This is a genomic window from Winogradskyella aurantiaca, from assembly GCF_003362725.1.
Classification (GTDB): domain Bacteria; phylum Bacteroidota; class Bacteroidia; order Flavobacteriales; family Flavobacteriaceae; genus Winogradskyella_A; species Winogradskyella_A aurantiaca.
In genome coordinates this window covers 334,310-350,571 of the sequence record NZ_QKTV01000003.1, presented here as the reverse complement: position 1 = coordinate 350,571, position 16,262 = coordinate 334,310, and the positions used below count along the sequence as shown (strand labels likewise).

Sequence of the window (16,262 nt, the reverse complement as noted above, 5' to 3'; positions counted from 1 at the left end):
CTTAAGGTGGTTATAGCGACGGGGCTCACCTCTTACCATTCCGAACAGAGTAGTTAAGCCCGTTAGCGCCGATGGTACTGCACTCGTGGGAGAGTAGGTCGCCGCCTTTTTTGAAAACCCTTACTTACAGTAAGGGTTTTTTTTGTTTTATTAGTAAGGTTAATGATTAAGAGATACGAATCCTTGAAATTTCGTTAGCGATCAGGATTGATTCTTAAACATACTGTCTAAAATGGTCTTGATTCCTAAAAACAGCATTACTATAGCGGCAATACATATAAGTATTCCAATTATGAGTAATGGAATATAAAATCCTTTGTCACTATTAGACATTATAAAGTATAGGAAAGATGGACCTAAGAACATCAAGAAAGCGCAAATACCCATGTATTTGAGACCTTTAACCAAAATGGTTTTATCTGTTCTTTTAGTTTCTTCCATTATTATAATTTTCTAAACTGGATCTAACAGATCCGTACTGTTCTAAAAGCGAACTTGCTTCTTCTTTGCTAATATTCAAGGTAGTCATTAACATAGCAATACCTCGATTGACTAATTTAGTATTGCTAAGTTGCATGTCAACCATTTTGTTCCCCTTAACGCGGCCTAATTGGATCATGACCGATGTGGTAATCATATTAAGAACCATTTTTTGGGCGGTGCCAGCTTTCATTCTTGAGCTTCCAGTTACATATTCTGGGCCAACTATAACTTCAATTGGAAATTGAGCAATTCGACTTAAAGGACTGTTGTGATTACACCCTAATCCCCCAGTTACAATGCCATGCTCATTACAAGTTTTTAAAGCACCAAGCACATAGGGAGTAGTACCTGAGGCCGCAATTCCTATTACCACGTCCTTTTGTGAAATGTTATAAAATTCCAAGTCTTTCCACCCTTGAGATGATGAATCTTCCGCAAATTCAACAGCTTTTCTAATAGCACTGTCACCACCGGCTATAAGACCAATAACTAGATCATGAGGTACTCCAAAGGTAGGTGGGCATTCAGAGGCATCTAAAATACCAAGCCGACCACTGGTTCCTGCTCCAAGATAAAACAGTCTACCTCCAGACTTCATGTTCTTAACAATTATATCAACTAGAGGATTAATATATGGAATGGCTTTTTGAACTGCCAAAGCCACTTTTTGATCTTCTTTATTGATGTCTTGAAGAATTTCAAGGGTATCTTTCTTCTCTAAATCTGAATAGAGGGAGTCTTGTTCTGTAGTTTTTACAAAATCCATTTTCAAATGTAAAGAAATATATAGGACTACTGAACTATGTAAGTAACTTCATCTACTTCAGACAATCTAAAGTAACCATATGGAAAATTATCAGGATTGGTTTGGTTGATGCAGTTTCCTCGTACCGTAGCTGGTTGCGTTTCAAATGGGCCGCCTTCCCCTTCACCTTGCTGTAAAAGAATAAACATAAAATCATAGAATCTATTGGAAACCCCATGAATTCTAATATTCAATTCGTCACCTGCCTTAATGTCCTCACTGGAATAAAATCCAAATATTTGGTTTCCATCTGTAAATCTATCCTCATAGACTTCTAAATCAGGTATGGAGGTGAAATCTGGCAAAAATTCAAAGAAATAGTAATTTTCTACCCCAGCTGGGTCTGTATAGTAAGCTTTAACCTCAATCTCATCTCCACCAAACCCACCACCAGCTTCTTGTTCAACAAAATCTATGGGTACAACCGACACCATGGTTTCCTGGGCTATGTAAACTTCTTCTTCGTACAGAATGGTAAGATTGTATGTTTCATTTAAAACAGGCGCAAATGAATTATTTCGATACAATCCGGTACCGCTTATTTCAATAAAATCATAGGTGTTACCACTGCTATCATCGATTCTTACGGTCGCCCCAACAGCAGGAGTAATGCCATCTTCGAAGAATGGAGTAGATAAAGACAATTTTATCTCTTGATCCCTGCCATCTGTTCCTTTGACCCAGTTAATAGAAGCTTCAATCACCAACCTTGGTTCAGCTTCATTTAAGGGAATATCGATAACATCTTCACAACTAAAGACTAATGCTAATAGGTATAATAAAAAGAGCTTCTTCATAATTCTAAAATCTAAAGTTATAGGTTATAGAAGGCACAATTCCAAAAATTGACAATTTCACGGCTTCATTGATTCCTGTTTGGGTGTTTTGTCTAAAGGATATACTTGCAGCGTTCATGCGATTATACACATTATAAATTCCAAATACCCATTCGCTTCTGAAGCGTTTAGTCGAATTGGGTTTAGGGGTGTATATTGCTGATATGTCTAGTCTGTGATAGGCTGGTAAACGACTTGAATTTCTTGATTCATAAGTAGGAACAACCACACCGTTATACGAATACTGGCCATTAGGAAAGGTAGCTGGTATTCCTGTCTGATATAAAAAGTTAGATGCGAAAGTCCATTTATCCGTAAAATCATAACTTCCAGTTAGTGAAATGTCATGTGTTTTATCCCAAGGGGTGCTATACCAATTTCCGTTATTAATACCCGGTTCTTCCGTGGTTCTTCCTGGAGTACGTTGTTCTGATTTTGAGAGTGTATAGGACAGCCAACCTCTTAGCTTACCTTCATTCTTACGCAAAAGAATTTCTAAACCATAAGCTTGTGCTTCCCCGTTTAAAATAACCTGTTCAATAGCATTATTGGCAATAAGGTTAGCCCCGTCTATGTAATCGATTCTATTCTGAATCGTTTTGTAAAAGGTTTCTACTTCCAAAGAATAGGTATTTTCATTAAACGACTTGAAATATCCAACGGCTACTTGATCTAGTAATTGGGGTTGAATATATTTTCCACTCGGAGCCCAAACATCTAATGGAGTAGGTGAGGATGTATTGGATAATAGGTGTAGATATTGGGTCATCCTATTATAGCTACCCTTTACGGATGAAGTTTCATTTAATTGATAGGCTACTGAAAATCTAGGTTCAAGATTAATAAAGGACTTAATGACGTCTGATCTATTAAAGGTTTGTACATCTATTGGCTCTGCCTTTTCATAGATGCCAAGGTCTGGATTGTAGATAACAGGATTATCATTTTCATAAACATTAAGTTCGTCTTGTCCAAGTCTTAGAAAAGAACTCAAACGCAACCCATAGCGTATTGATAGCCTGTTGGAAAGTTGTTGCTCAGCGTCAAAATAAACAGCATTTTCAAATGCGTATTTATCAGTAAGTTTAAATTCATTAATTCCAGAATCCTCTGTTGTTGGTCTAATTAAACCTGGATCAAAACTGTAGTAGATGCTGTTTAAGCCGTATTCAAGTTTCAGATTGTTACTTATATAATGCTTAAAATCATATTTAAGATTAAAATTTCTAATGCCAGATTTCCAATCAAACTCCACAAAATTTAAAACTAAATCATAATAATAGTCTGAATAAATGACTGAGAGGTTCGAGAAGAGTTTGTCTGAGAATAAGTGATTCCATCTAAAGTTTAAAACACTGTTGCCATAAGTGTTTTCAAAACTATCATTGATTTCAAATACATCACGCCCGAAATACCCAGATAAATAAATGCTATTGTTATTATTAATTCGGTAACTGAGTTTGGTATTTAAATCGTAAAAGTAGGCCGTATTATTTACATCAAATAAAGGTGTAAACAAATGGGCGTAACTGGATCTACCACCGATTAAAAAAGACCCTCTGTCTTTGACAATAGGCCCTTCAAGTAGAAGTCTACTTGAGATTAGTCCAATACCTCCCATCCCAGAAAACCGGTTACTATTTCCTTCTTTTTGGTATATATCTAAAACTGATGATACCCGCCCACCATATTTGGAAGGGATCCCTCCTTTGTAAAGTCTTAAATCTTTTATGGCATCCGGATTAAAAACGGAAAAGAATCCAAACAAATGTGATGAATTAAAAATAATGGCCTCATCAAGTAGAATTAAGTTTTGATCTGCAGCCCCGCCTCGGACATTAAATCCGGAGGCGCCTTCACCACCGTTGGTTACACCTGGTAATAACGTTATGGATTTTATAACATCCACCTCACCAAGAACAACTGGAATTTGTTTTATCGTTTTTATTGAGAGTGCATTAACACTCATCTGAGGCTTTTTTATATTGATTTTTTCAATATTTTCTTTGATAATGACCTCGTCCAGGCTTTCGGCTGATTCAATAAGGGTGAAATCTAGCTTTTGATTCTGTTGCAGGTCAATGGTTCGAGATATTGTTTTAAATCCTAAATAACTGACTTGAACGTTATATTCACCTTGAGGAAGGGTAATGGAATAGAATCCATATTCATTGGTCATAGTTCCAGATTGTAATTCCGGAATGATAATATTAACACCAATGAGCGTTTCATTTGTAATACTGTCTTTTACTACACCACTAAGTGTAAACTTATCTTGGGCGAAAAAATTAAGGGAGAATAGTAAAATGAATAAAGTTTGGGGTAGAAACTTGTTCATCCAATTTTTTTATCAAAAATAAAAAAGCCCTTTCCGAGGGAAGGGCTTTTTAACTTAAGTTTATTATTATAAATTGATTATGGAATTGTAACCTTTACAGGGTCTCATGGCTGAATTGGCCATGTTTTCTTCAGGAAAATAATAACCTCCAATATCAATTGAGTTACCCTGAATAGTAATAAGATGATCTAAAGTTTCTTCCTTAGATTTCAAAAGGGCTTCATGAATTGTTTCAAATTCATTTTTTAGATCCAAATTGGCATTTTGTTGAGCTAATGCCTCAGCCCAATAGAGAGCTAAGTAAAAATGACTACCTCTGTTATCCAGTTTATTCACCTTTCTTGAAGGGCCTTTTTTTGTGTCTAATAATTTCTCTGTAGCTTCCTCTAATGCCTCTCCTAATACCTTTGCTTTAGGGTTGCTGTGAACTCTTGCATAATGGATTAACGAAACAGACAATGCTAAAAACTCTCCCAAAGAATCCCATCTTAAGTGATTTTCTGTTAGAAATTGTTGTACGTGCTTAGGTGCAGATCCACCTGCTCCAGTTTCAAATAAGCCTCCACCATTCATCAATGGAACAATAGACAACATTTTTGCACTGGTACCTAATTCTAAAATTGGAAAAAGATCGGTTAAATAATCTCTTAACACATTTCCTGTTACTGCAATAGTATCCTCACCTTTTCTAATTCTATCCAAACTAAATTGAGTCGCTTCGGCAACAGACATAATTAAAAGATCAATCCCTGGATTGTTTACTTCGAAGTAAGTTTCAACCTTTTTAATTAATTCAGCGTCGTGAGCTCTTTCCTTATTTAACCAGAAAACGGCTGGATTACCAGTTTGTTTAGCTCTGTCAATTGCTAATGCAATCCAATTTTGAATTGGCGCATCCTTAGCCAAACACATTCGCCAGATATCACCTTTTTCAACAGTATGAGTCATTAGAACGGCCCCTCTTTCATCAACAACAGTTATTTCTCCTCCCTGTGACAATTCAAATGTTTTATCATGGCTACCGTATTCTTCAGCTTTTTTTGCCATTAAACCAACATTAGATACAGATCCCATGGTTGTTGGATCATAAGCACCATGACGTTTACAATCGTCAATGGTAGCTGAGTAGACCTCGGCGTAACTACTATCAGGAATTATAGCAAGCGTATCTTCTGCATGCCCATCCTTGTTCCACATTTGCCCTGAATTTCTTATCATAGCAGGCATGGAGGCATCGATAATGACATCACTTGGAACATGCAGGTTAGTTATGCCTTCGTCTGAATTAACCATTGCAACCTTTGGACCATTTTCAATGGCGTCTCTAAATGCCTTAAGCACAGTTTCGGCCAGGTCTTCATCAGATTCTTCAAGCATCTCTATAATTGAACCAAGACCATTGTTGGGGTTTATATCTAGTGCTTGTATTTCGTTCTCGTAGGTATTAAAAACATCTTTAAAGTAGGCCTTCAAAGCATAGCCAAAAATGATAGGGTCAGACACTTTCATCATGGTCGCCTTAAGGTGGAACGACAATAAAAGATTATTGTCAGTTGCTTTACCAATGGCTGTTGCTAAAAATTCTTGTAAAGACAATGCGCTCATGAAAGTACCATCTACAACCTCTCCTTTAAGTACATTAATATTGTCCTTAAGGATAATTGTCTCCCCATTTAACGTGGTAAGAACAATTTTAAGACTCGAATCTGCCTCAATGGTTACTGATTTTTCATTATGATGAAAATCCCCATGAGACATCGTAGCGACTTCTGTTTTTGAGCCAGGAGACCAGGCACCCATTGAATGAGGATTCTTCTTGGCGTAGTTCTTAACTGCTCTTGGAGCACGACGATCTGAGTTTCCTTCTCTTAACACTGGGTTGACCGCACTTCCTTTTATTTTATTATATCTGGCCAAAACATTTTCATCCTCTTCTGTTACTACCTCATCTGGAAAATTAGGAATTTGATAGCCCTTGGATTGTAATTCTTCAATAGCATCTTTTAACTGAGGGATAGATGCAGAGATATTTGGCAGTTTGATAATGTTTGCTGCCGGCTCTTTTACTAACTCACCAAGAAAACTGAGATCATCAGAAATTCTTTGGTCTTCGTTTAAATAATCTGAAAAAGCAGATAATATTCTTGCGGACAAAGAAATATCCTTTGTTTCAATGGTAATATTGGAAGAATTGGTAAACTTTTGAATTATTGGAAGAAATGAGCGAGTCGCTAACGCTGGCGCTTCATCTGTCATCGTGTAGACGATAGATTCGTTAGTGTGCATAGAATTATAGTATTTCTGTAATTGGTAATGCCAATTTTGGCAGCGCAAATATACAAATTCAATGCGGTTTATTTAAGACTATACGCCCAAACTCTAGATGCAACTCTCTGAACAAAAAAAAGCCACATCATCACAGTAAAACTGTATTGATATGGCTTTCATGAGTGCTGCAGTTGATCCAATGCTTCTAAGATTTACTAATAAATAAAAGAATCTTGTTGCCCCTTTTTCTCACCGAAGCGTAATGGGCGCAATCCTCTGCGTGCGACTCCGAAGATAAATAATCGCCTAAAATGTATTAAGCAATACTTTTATCCTCATAACTGTCTTCTTTATGTAATGTCATCAATATTTCCACTTGCGCGAAACTATTTCTTCACTTACATGGTCCCTTTCATATTTTAGCCTAAACTAATCTATTTAGAGAATGATGAATTGTTCCTAAATACGATTTCCGTATTTGCTTACAACTCACATAGAGCCATTACCTCCATTTGCTTACACAAACTGTAATAATTCTCCTGAAAACAATTTTATGTAAAAGAACATTCTTTAAAGATTTAACAAACTTTAATTCTAAAATTAAACTTCAAACAGGGTTTATTGTTAAATCTGAGACTAAATTAAAATTATGATGAATAAATGCAAATTTTTTAACCTGAAAGATATTAACCTTGTATTAACTTCAGTTATTAACAATAGTTCATAAAAAAAGCCTTGACTAGTCAAGGCTTTTTTAAGGTTCTAATTCTTAATTATTTACGTACTTCCTTTATACGTGCTTTTTTACCAGTAAGGCCTCTGAAATAGAAGATTCTAGCTCTTCTAACCTTACCTCTTTTATTGACTTCAATCTTTTGAAGTGCTGGTAAATTGACTGGGAAGATACGCTCAACACCAATTGTTCCAGACATTTTTCTAATTGTAAATGTCTCGGTTGTACCGCTTCCTTTTCTTTGAAGCACTACACCCTTAAAGAACTGTGTTCGGGTTTTATTCCCTTCTTTAATTTCGTAGTAAACGGTAATCGTATCTCCAGCGCTAAACTCTGGAAAATCTTTTCTCGTCACAAATTCGTTTTGAACAAATTTTACTAAAGAATCCATCCTTGTATTGATTTTGATTAGTTTAAAACAACATTCACGATTTTCGCCAGAGGTTGATTTAAATCGGCTGCAAAGATAGTTAAAAAGTTAAAATTGAATAGGTATTTCATGAATATTTTGAGAAATAATTCTAATAGCGATACTGATTGAAGAAAACTTTCTAAACATCCTCATCCAGTAGGTCTGGTCTACGATCTTTAGTTCTCTTATAAGCCTCAGTTTCTCTCCACTCTTCAATTTTAGGAAAATTTCCACTGAATAAAATTTCAGGAACTTTGAGACCTTTATAATCCCTAGGTCTGGTATAAATAGGTGGGGCGAGAAGATTATCTTGAAACGAATCTGTCAATGCCGAGGTTTCATTTCCTAAAACACCTGGAATTAATCTAATTATGGTATCGCACAACACGGCTGCACCCAATTCACCACCAGAAAGTACATAATCACCAATCGATATTTCTTTGGTAACTAAGGTGTCTCTTACTCTTTGATCTACACCTTTGTAATGTCCACAGAGAATAATAATATTTTCGCATAAGGATAAACTATTGGCTATTCCTTGATTTAGTCGTTCTCCATCTGGTGTCATGTATATGACTTCGTCATAAGACCGCTCATTTTTTAGTTGCGTTATACACTTATCAATAGGCTCGATCATCATTACCATTCCTGCACCACCACCAAATTGGTAGTCATCCACGGATTTATAGTTGTCACTTGTATAATCTCTTAAATTATGAAAGTGCACTTCAACTAAATTAGATTCGATTGCACGCTTTAAAATAGAGGCCTCGAATGGACTTTTTAATAACTCTGGAAGAACTGTAATAATATCAATCCTCATGTTCTCAAATTATAAGTAAGTAACTTTTATTGTTGCAGTGACCTATTTTGCTTTTCAATAGACTTTTCTCTCAAGTACATAAATAAAGGAAAACTAAATGCTAGTGCAACAATAAATGTAGAAATTAAGACCAGCCACCAGTATTTTATTTTTAGACGTAGAGATTCATTAATCATCCATACTAAAAAGCACATTGCCACAACAGATATGTCTGCACTTATAGACTTTGCCGGCCAAGTAGTCACTGTTAGCGCAATAAAATTAGAAATAGAGGTGTCCTCCTCCATTAAATAAAACTGAGCATTAAAATACCAGGTAAGTCCTAAACCCAAGATCGAAAGTATAAGATAAAGGTGTTTAATTTTCATAACTTAGTGCATTAAACTAATAAACCGTATTATTATACGGTTTATTAGAATTATATATCGTTATAGCTTTCTCAGGATTTTTGCTTATTAATTTCGTCTTGAAGTTGTCTTCTTACCTTTTGTTCTCTTTCAAGCGCGTTACGTCGATGCTCTTCAAATTCTAACTCCAATTCATCCAACTTAAACTTGGCACTTTTGGTTACGGCATTACTATTTTTGAACTTATAAATAAATAAGAACAGAAAGGCTAAAAGTCCAGCTACAATACTCCACATGATCACATTGTAATTGATCTTACTGGTTTGCATACCAAGGAATGCCATATTATTCTTTTCAGTAATGGTTTGATCAAGATTAGCCTGTGTTTTTGCTAATTGCGATTTTAATTCGCTTATTTCATTCGCCTGCGTACTTACTGTCTTCTCAGAGTTATTAAGCTTGTTGTAAGTAGTTTCTAAAGAATCTAAAACATTGCCTTTGAGTTTAACAAGAGAAGAAAACTTTACGGCTTCATAAGGCTGACCATTGGTGCCCTTAAAGTTACCTGATTTCTTGAATATGTATTCAAATTGGCTTTCTATTGTTCCACTGTCCAATGAAAGTTCACTAGAATTAGAATTTTGAGCTAAAGTTCTTGGGGATGACAATAAAATAGCTGCAGCTAAAACAGTTAGGTGGATTATTGACTTCATTAATTAGTTGATTTAGGTAAGTTGCTTTTTCATTAGGCAAGATAATAATTTTATCTGCACATATTCATCAAATAAAAACCTCTCAATATTGAGAGGTTTTTAATATACGGTTACTTTAAATGTTTGGATTTTCTAGTAATATGTAAACCTTCTAACTTTAGAAATGTATTTAGCAAGTCTAATTACCTGATGACTATACCCATATTCATTATCATACCATATATAAAGTATGGCATTTTTTCCATTGGGTCTTACAATAGTGGCCTTACTGTCATAAATTGAAGGTGCTGAACTACCAACAATATCGCTTGAAACCAGTTCATCATTCATTTCATATTTAATTTGCTCTACCAAAGTCCCCTCTAGTGCGTATTTTTTAATTGCAGCATTAATTTCTTCAATGGATGTCTCCTTTTCTAATTCTAAATTTAGAATAGCCAACGAACCATTTGGAACTGGAACTCGAATGGCATTTGAGGTAAATTTACCCTCTAATGACGGGAGTGCTTTGCTTACAGCCTTGCCTGCGCCCGTTTCAGTAATAACCATATTCAAGGCAGCTGCACGCCCTCTTCTGTATTTTTTGTGGTAATTATCAACCAAGTTTTGATCATTGGTATACGCGTGAATAGTTTCAAGGTGCCCACTTATAATTCCAAAAGAATCTTCCATGACTTTTAAGACAGGGGTAATGGCGTTTGTTGTACATGAAGCTGCAGAAAAAATGTCCATTTCATCTGGATTATTTTGAGTATGATTAACTCCATGAACGATATTTGGAACCCCTTTGCCAGGTGCTGTTAGTAATACTTTTGCAGTTCCATTAGCTTTTAAATGCCTTTCAAGTGCTTTATCGTCTCTAAAGGCTCCAGTATTATCAATTACTAGCGCTTCATTTATTCCGTAGTTTGTATAGTCGATGTCTTCTGGTTTGTTGGCAGAAATGATCCGTACAGTGGTGCCATTTATGATGAGTGCTTCATTCTCTGGATCTGCTACTACAGTACCGGAGAATATACCATGAACAGAATCATTACGCAATAATGAGGCTCTTTTTTCTAATACGGTAGCATTAATTTCACCTCGTGTGACAATAGCTCTCAATCGCAATTGGTTACCACTACCAGTTCTTGCCATAAGCTCACGTGCTACTAATCGACCAATTCTACCAAAGCCATATAGTACAACGTCTTTTGGCTGAATATTCCCATTCTTTTCAGCATCATGTAATTTGTCTGCAACAAAACTTAACGCATTGCTGTATTTTTGATCAGCAATGTGATATTCATAGGTTAATTTTCCAATATCTAATTTGGCCGGGGGTAAATCCAGTTGTTTAATGGCTTTAGCTATTTCAACCGAATCAAATACTGAAATTGGTTTTTGAACAAACTCGCCAGCATATTCATGTAGGTGGAGAATTTCACTGACATTCCTATCCATAAGTTGGTTTCTAAAAAGAACTAATTCTATGGACTTGTCATACCATAAATCGCTAACAATTTTTATGAATTCAACTGTGGCGCGTCTGCGATCGGCTTGAAAGGCCAATTCTTTTTCATAAGTTCCGTGGAGACTCATTAGTTTAATTTTTTAAAATTTGGCGCAAAAGTAACATATTTCAAACGTTTTCGTAAGCATTTAAGAAAAATATAAAACCCTCTAAATTTTTATTCAGAGGGTTCGATATTTACTATTAAATTTTACACTAACGCAGTACTAATTCACGAGCTCTAAGATATCCATCAATAAAACTAATTCGCTCAATTCGCTCTTCAAATTCGTCGCCATACCGCTGTTTTAAGGTATTAATATCCTCAATTGAATTAATTTCAAAATCATTGATTTTGGTTATGACATAATTCTCTTGTATTCCAAGTCTATTAATCCAAAGCCGATTATTAGACCTTTGAATGATCACACCACTTTCAATACCATAGCGCTGCTTGTCTATTTTGGAGATATCTGTAAAAGTCATATTCATAAATTCAACTTTACCAATACTTGTATTAGACAAAGTTACTGGGACAATCCTCAGTTCATTCTCGCGTTCGATCTCTACGTTTACAACATCATTTGGTCTTTTAGTTTTTAAGTAGCCACTTAGATCCGAAAACTTGGTAATCTCTATATTATCAAGTCTAGTAATCACATCTCCTTCTTTTAAACCGGCAGCTGCTGCACCTGAGTTTTTAGTAATGTCCGAAATGTATACACCCTGAATTTCATTAATTCCGAGCTCAACTCCCTCTTCAGAGTCTGGATTTAAAATAGAAACACCTAATATTCCAGTTTGTACATCTCCAAACTCAATGAGGTCCTCTACAATTTTACGTGCAATATTGCTTGGAACTGCGAATGAATAACCTATATAAGACCCAGTTTGCGAAGTGATTGCTGTATTAATTCCAATCAATTCACCATTCATATTTACTAAAGCTCCTCCAGAATTTCCTGGATTCACCGCAGCATCAGTTTGAATAAAACTTTGATCACCAGACAAATCTCTCGATTTGGCACTAATAATTCCAGCGGTAACCGTTGAAGTTAGATTAAATGGATTTCCAACTGCTAACACCCACTCACCAACTTGCGAAGCATCAGAGTCTCCAAATTGTATAGCCGGCAGTTCATCTTGAGCATCAATTTTTAGCAGAGCAATGTCTGTTTTCTTATCGGTACCAATAAGTTTTGCAGCATAAACTTTATTATTATTCATGGTTATGGATAGCTCACTTGCACCGGCGATAACGTGATTATTGGTAATAATGTAACCGTCGGGTGAAATAATGACACCACTTCCTGTGCCAATTCTGGTTTGTTCAGACTCACGGCCATAAAGTAAATCATAGAAATTTCTGGGGCCACTAGTAATCGCCTTATTTTTGACGTGCACTACCGCATCAATAGTTCCATTCGCCGCCTTTACTAAATCAGGGGCGTTGGAATTAATTAATGCTGTTTTCGAATTAATTGATTTTGTGGGGACAATAAATGATTGCTTTGTGCTTTGGAAGGAATTATAATCCTGTTTTTTATCAGGCTCCATTAGTTTATAAGCACCCAGAGTTAGTATTCCTCCTAGAGCTGAAACCCCAATTAAAGTTAAAATCTTCTTCATCTTCACTTGTTTTTAATTTAATTAGACAACGAATAAAATTACATTTTTATTAAATGGTGATTTTAAGTTTAACGATGATTTAACAAGACTTAAAACCCACTAATATCCCTATCTTTGCGACCTAAATATGAAACATTCATTTTATAAATATCAGGGTACGGGAAACGATTTTATAGTCATTGATAATCGTCAAAATATATTTGACAAGAATAATGCCAGACTTGTGGCTTCTTTGTGTGATCGACGATTTGGCATTGGCGCAGATGGTCTCATATTATTGGAAGATCATGGCACTATGGATTTTAAAATGGTCTATTTTAATTCTGATGGTCACCAAAGTTCAATGTGTGGTAATGGTGGAAGATGCATTGTTGCCTTTGCAAAACGATTGGGCTTGATTGACACAAAAGCGTCTTTTGAAGCTATTGATGGGCCTCATTATGCTTTTGTTGATTCGGATGGGGTTGTATCCTTGAATATGAAGGATGTATCAGGTGTAGAGTGTTTTCCACAGCATTTGTTTTTAGATACAGGATCACCGCATCATGTTCAACTAGTTAATGATATTAATAGTTTGAATGTTCAAAAAATTGGTGCTGATATTCGCTATGGAGATTTATATGATGAAGCCGGGTCTAATGTAAATTTTGTAGAAAAGATAGACAATGGGTTCCGTATAAGAACGTATGAACGAGGTGTTGAAGGTGAGACTCTATCTTGTGGAACAGGAGCTACTGCAGTAGCTATTGCCATGTTTCGTTCAGGGCAATCTTCGGATACAGAAATTACATTGGTCACCAATGGAGGAAACTTAAAGGTTAAGTTTACACCACATGAAGAGGGATTTAAAGAGGTTTGGTTAATAGGACCTGCTGAGTTTGTTTTTAAGGGCGAATTAACATGGTAACATTAAAAGGTGAAACCATTAAGTTGAGGGCCTTGGAGCCATCTGATATTGATTTTCTTGAGTCTACTGAAAACGACGAAAGCCTATGGCAATTGAGCAATACAGTTGTTCCGTTTTCTAGATATCAGTTAGAACAATACATCCTAAATGCTTCAACTGATGTATATGAATCCAAACAGCTGCGGTTAGTCATAAGTGAACATTCTAATCAGCCGATGGGGTTTATTGATCTCTATGAATTTGACCCAATTAATAAAAAAGCAGGTGTTGGTATTGTCATATTGGATTTAAAGAATCGTGGAAATGGCTACGGGAGAGAAGCTTTAGAGCTTATGATACAATACAGCTTTTCGGTATTAGATCTTCACCAATTATATTGTCAAATTACTGAATCAAATACCCAAAGTCTTAGACTGTTTGAGTTGCTCGGTTTTAGTAAGGTGGCTTTAAAAAAGGATTGGACATTATGGGATGGGTCCTTCAGTAATGAGTGGTTTTTGCAATTAATTAATTCTAAGCATGTACATTAAAAAAATATTATGGGCCATAGCCTTAATTGGATTAGTTGTTATGGGTGCTATAGCTTATTATATCTATGATGCTATGTTTGTTCCAAACACTAGTTTCGAGGAAGAATCAGTTACTTTAGAGATTCCAACTGGTACTAACTATAATCAAGTAAGAGAGCTTCTAGCTCCTTATTTAGATGATTTAGATTCATTTGATGCCTTAGCAAATCAAAAAAAATATAACAGCAATGTTAAATCGGGGCGTTACAGGCTAAAAAAAGGGATGAATAATAATGATATTATTAACACCATACGGAGCCAGAACATTCCTCTCACGTTATCATTTAATAATCAAAACAGTTTAGAGCAACTGGCAGGTCGCGTTAGTTCCCAAATTGAAGCGGATAGCGCGGAATTGGTAATTGCTATGCGTGATTCTACTTTACTCAATTCTTACGTATTTAAAAATGAAACGGCTCTGGGGATGTACTTACCTAATAGTTATGAGTTCTTTTGGAATACCTCTGCGGAAGCCTTTGTGAAGCGCATGTATAAAGAATATCAGAAATTCTGGAATGAAGACCGAAGATCTAAAGCAAAAAAAATTGGCCTTTCAGCTGATGAGGTAATGACCCTAGCCTCCATAGTTTACGAAGAATCTAAAGCTAAAGAAGAACAGCCTATTGTTGCAGGAGTATATTTAAATAGACTTAAAATTGGAATGCCACTACAAGCTGATCCAGCGCTAAAATTTGCAGCTTACAAATTGCCTAAATATCAAAATACGGTTATTAGAAGGGTTTTAAATGAGCATAAGGACATAGATACACCATATAATACTTATATGTATTCGGGAATACCGCCTGGTTTAATTGCTATGCCTGATTTATCAGCAATTGAGGCTGTTTTAAACAGTCAGGATCATGATTACCTTTATTTTGCAGCTGATCCTGAGCGCATTGGTTACCATCGATTTGCTAAGACCCTGAGTGAACATAATAGAAATGCGCGGGCCTATCACCGTTATCTAGATTCACAGGGGATTAGACGTTAATCTTAGGTATGAAACGATTAGTATTAATTGTTATTATTATAGTACAATCTCTTTCTGTATATGGTCAATTATCTAAATTCCTAAAGCCGTCAGACACCCTTCATATCCAAAGACGAAATGGTGTTCTAATTTCTCAAGCAACCTTGGCTGCTGCATCCTTGATAGCATTGGACCAGTTATGGTATTCTAATTATGAACGAGGATCGTTTAGGACTGTTAATGATAGTGGTGATTGGTATGGGATAGACAAACTGGGTCATGTATTTTCATCTTATCAATTGGGTCGCATTGGATATAATTTATTAGCCTGGAGTGGAGTTCGCGAAAAAGATAGATTACTCTACGGGGCCACAATTGGTTTTGTGTTCTTGACTGCTGTTGAAATAATGGATGGTTACTCAAAACAATGGGGTTTCTCATGGGGAGATATAGCGGCTAATGCCTTAGGGACAGGGCTATTTATTGGACAACAAATCCTCTGGGAAGAACAACGCATAGGCATAAAGTTTTCATTTATGCAATCTCCATATGCACAACTTAATCCAGATTTATTGGGAAATAATTTAATGGAACAAGTATTTAAGGACTATAATGGCCAAACCTATTGGTTAAGTTTTAGTATGCAATCTTTTTTAGGCACGGGGCTTATACCGTCCTGGTTTAATATTGCCTTGGGCTATGGGGCCAATGGTATGCTTAATGGGGATTTCCATGATCCCTATTTACCGGCACAAGATCCATATCAGCAATTTTACTTAAGTCTTGATATTGATTTGACGAGAATAAAGACCAATTCACATATATTAAAAACCCTATTTGACATTTTCAACTTTATAAAGATCCCTTCTCCAACATTAGAATTGACCAGTAACGGGGTCTTTAAGGCCCACATAATCTACTTTTAACGAGTTTT

General features: G+C 35.8%; 15 protein-coding genes and 1 rRNA gene. 5 read left to right on the top strand and 11 right to left on the bottom strand.

The genetic code is table 11. The features are described from left to right. The first annotated feature begins 2 nt into the window (after positions 1–2). Positions 3–110, top strand: a 5S ribosomal RNA gene (gene rrf / locus DN064_RS07745). A 91-nt stretch (positions 111–201) separates the two neighbouring features. On the opposite strand, the gene DN064_RS07740 is transcribed toward rrf, so the two are convergent. The 11 genes from DN064_RS07740 to DN064_RS07690 form a co-directional block, all read right to left on the bottom strand. Continuing rightward, complete coding sequence (locus DN064_RS07740) at positions 202–441, bottom strand: DUF6095 family protein (protein ID WP_115462056.1); 240 nt, start codon at positions 439–441, stop codon at positions 202–204. Continuing rightward, the gene (murQ, locus tag DN064_RS07735; protein WP_115462055.1) at positions 428–1,249 is read right to left on the bottom strand and encodes an N-acetylmuramic acid 6-phosphate etherase; all 822 of its coding nucleotides are present in this window, start codon (positions 1,247–1,249) and stop codon (positions 428–430) included. Before murQ ends, DN064_RS07740 begins: the two co-directional genes overlap by 14 nt. A gap of 26 nt (positions 1,250–1,275) precedes the next feature. Then, positions 1,276–2,085 carry a DUF4249 domain-containing protein gene (locus tag DN064_RS07730; protein ID WP_115462054.1) on the bottom strand — a complete coding sequence of 270 codons (810 nt, stop codon included), beginning with the start codon at positions 2,083–2,085 and terminating at the stop codon, positions 1,276–1,278. Between the two features lie 4 nt (positions 2,086–2,089). After that, on the bottom strand, positions 2,090–4,462 hold the full coding sequence (locus DN064_RS07725) for a TonB-dependent receptor (protein WP_115462053.1): 2,373 nt from the start codon (positions 4,460–4,462) through the stop codon (positions 2,090–2,092). A 66-nt stretch (positions 4,463–4,528) separates the two neighbouring features. After that, a complete protein-coding gene (locus DN064_RS07720; RefSeq protein WP_115462052.1) occupies positions 4,529–6,748 on the bottom strand; it encodes an NADP-dependent isocitrate dehydrogenase in 2,220 nt (739 codons plus the stop codon). A 755-nt stretch (positions 6,749–7,503) separates the two neighbouring features. Next, on the bottom strand, positions 7,504–7,854 hold the full coding sequence (rplS, locus tag DN064_RS07715) for a 50S ribosomal protein L19 (protein WP_115462051.1): 351 nt from the start codon (positions 7,852–7,854) through the stop codon (positions 7,504–7,506). Between the two features lie 160 nt (positions 7,855–8,014). Next, complete coding sequence (gene trmD / locus DN064_RS07710; protein ID WP_115462050.1) at positions 8,015–8,698, bottom strand: tRNA (guanosine(37)-N1)-methyltransferase TrmD; 684 nt, start codon at positions 8,696–8,698, stop codon at positions 8,015–8,017. 26 nt (positions 8,699–8,724) lie between these two features. Next, the gene (locus tag DN064_RS07705) at positions 8,725–9,066 is read right to left on the bottom strand and encodes a DUF2834 domain-containing protein (RefSeq protein WP_115462049.1); all 342 of its coding nucleotides are present in this window, start codon (positions 9,064–9,066) and stop codon (positions 8,725–8,727) included. 71 nt (positions 9,067–9,137) lie between these two features. Continuing rightward, positions 9,138–9,758 carry a tRNA (guanine-N1)-methyltransferase gene (locus DN064_RS07700; protein WP_232827438.1) on the bottom strand — a complete coding sequence of 207 codons (621 nt, stop codon included), beginning with the start codon at positions 9,756–9,758 and terminating at the stop codon, positions 9,138–9,140. 132 nt (positions 9,759–9,890) lie between these two features. Further along, on the bottom strand, positions 9,891–11,339 hold the full coding sequence (locus DN064_RS07695; protein WP_115462048.1) for a glyceraldehyde-3-phosphate dehydrogenase: 1,449 nt from the start codon (positions 11,337–11,339) through the stop codon (positions 9,891–9,893). A gap of 127 nt (positions 11,340–11,466) precedes the next feature. Further along, positions 11,467–12,879, bottom strand: coding sequence for a S1C family serine protease (locus DN064_RS07690; protein ID WP_115462047.1), 1,413 nt, complete (start codon positions 12,877–12,879; stop codon positions 11,467–11,469). 127 nt (positions 12,880–13,006) lie between these two features. Between DN064_RS07690 and dapF the strand changes: the two genes are divergently transcribed. From dapF to DN064_RS07670, 4 genes are read left to right on the top strand one after another with little or no spacing between them, the layout of a single operon-like run. Continuing rightward, positions 13,007–13,786: a diaminopimelate epimerase gene (gene dapF, locus DN064_RS07685; RefSeq protein ID WP_115462046.1), complete on the top strand. Its 780-nt coding sequence runs from the start codon at positions 13,007–13,009 to the stop codon at positions 13,784–13,786. Further along, entirely contained in the window at positions 13,780–14,316 is a 537-nt protein-coding gene (locus DN064_RS07680; protein ID WP_115462045.1) for a GNAT family N-acetyltransferase, read from the top strand. Before dapF ends, DN064_RS07680 begins: the two co-directional genes overlap by 7 nt. Beyond that, positions 14,306–15,349, top strand: coding sequence for an endolytic transglycosylase MltG (gene mltG, locus DN064_RS07675; protein ID WP_115462044.1), 1,044 nt, complete (start codon positions 14,306–14,308; stop codon positions 15,347–15,349). The genes DN064_RS07680 and mltG overlap by 11 nt, the downstream gene beginning before the upstream one ends. Positions 15,350–15,357: 8 nt before the next feature. Continuing rightward, entirely contained in the window at positions 15,358–16,254 is an 897-nt protein-coding gene (locus tag DN064_RS07670) for a DUF2279 domain-containing protein (protein ID WP_115462043.1), read from the top strand. The last annotated feature ends 8 nt before the right edge of the window (positions 16,255–16,262 follow it).

Excerpts from the sequence above, each read along its gene's own strand:
- DN064_RS07740 (WP_115462056.1), bottom strand. The coding sequence starts at position 441 with ATGGAAGAAACTAAAAGAACAGATAAAACCATTTTGGTTAAAGGTCTC.
- murQ (WP_115462055.1), bottom strand. The coding sequence starts at position 1,249 with ATGGATTTTGTAAAAACTACAGAACAAGACTCCCTCTATTCAGATTTA.
- DN064_RS07730 (WP_115462054.1), bottom strand. The coding sequence starts at position 2,085 with ATGAAGAAGCTCTTTTTATTATACCTATTAGCATTAGTCTTTAGTTGT.
- DN064_RS07725 (WP_115462053.1), bottom strand. The coding sequence starts at position 4,462 with ATGAACAAGTTTCTACCCCAAACTTTATTCATTTTACTATTCTCCCTT.
- DN064_RS07720 (WP_115462052.1), bottom strand. The coding sequence starts at position 6,748 with ATGCACACTAACGAATCTATCGTCTACACGATGACAGATGAAGCGCCA.
- rplS (WP_115462051.1), bottom strand. The coding sequence starts at position 7,854 with ATGGATTCTTTAGTAAAATTTGTTCAAAACGAATTTGTGACGAGAAAA.
- trmD (WP_115462050.1), bottom strand. The coding sequence starts at position 8,698 with ATGAGGATTGATATTATTACAGTTCTTCCAGAGTTATTAAAAAGTCCA.
- DN064_RS07705 (WP_115462049.1), bottom strand. The coding sequence starts at position 9,066 with ATGAAAATTAAACACCTTTATCTTATACTTTCGATCTTGGGTTTAGGA.
- DN064_RS07700 (WP_232827438.1), bottom strand. The coding sequence starts at position 9,758 with ATGAAGTCAATAATCCACCTAACTGTTTTAGCTGCAGCTATTTTATTG.
- DN064_RS07695 (WP_115462048.1), bottom strand. The coding sequence starts at position 11,339 with ATGAGTCTCCACGGAACTTATGAAAAAGAATTGGCCTTTCAAGCCGAT.
- DN064_RS07690 (WP_115462047.1), bottom strand. The coding sequence starts at position 12,879 with ATGAAGAAGATTTTAACTTTAATTGGGGTTTCAGCTCTAGGAGGAATA.
- dapF (WP_115462046.1), top strand. The coding sequence starts at position 13,007 with ATGAAACATTCATTTTATAAATATCAGGGTACGGGAAACGATTTTATA.
- DN064_RS07680 (WP_115462045.1), top strand. The coding sequence starts at position 13,780 with ATGGTAACATTAAAAGGTGAAACCATTAAGTTGAGGGCCTTGGAGCCA.
- mltG (WP_115462044.1), top strand. The coding sequence starts at position 14,306 with ATGTACATTAAAAAAATATTATGGGCCATAGCCTTAATTGGATTAGTT.
- DN064_RS07670 (WP_115462043.1), top strand. The coding sequence starts at position 15,358 with ATGAAACGATTAGTATTAATTGTTATTATTATAGTACAATCTCTTTCT.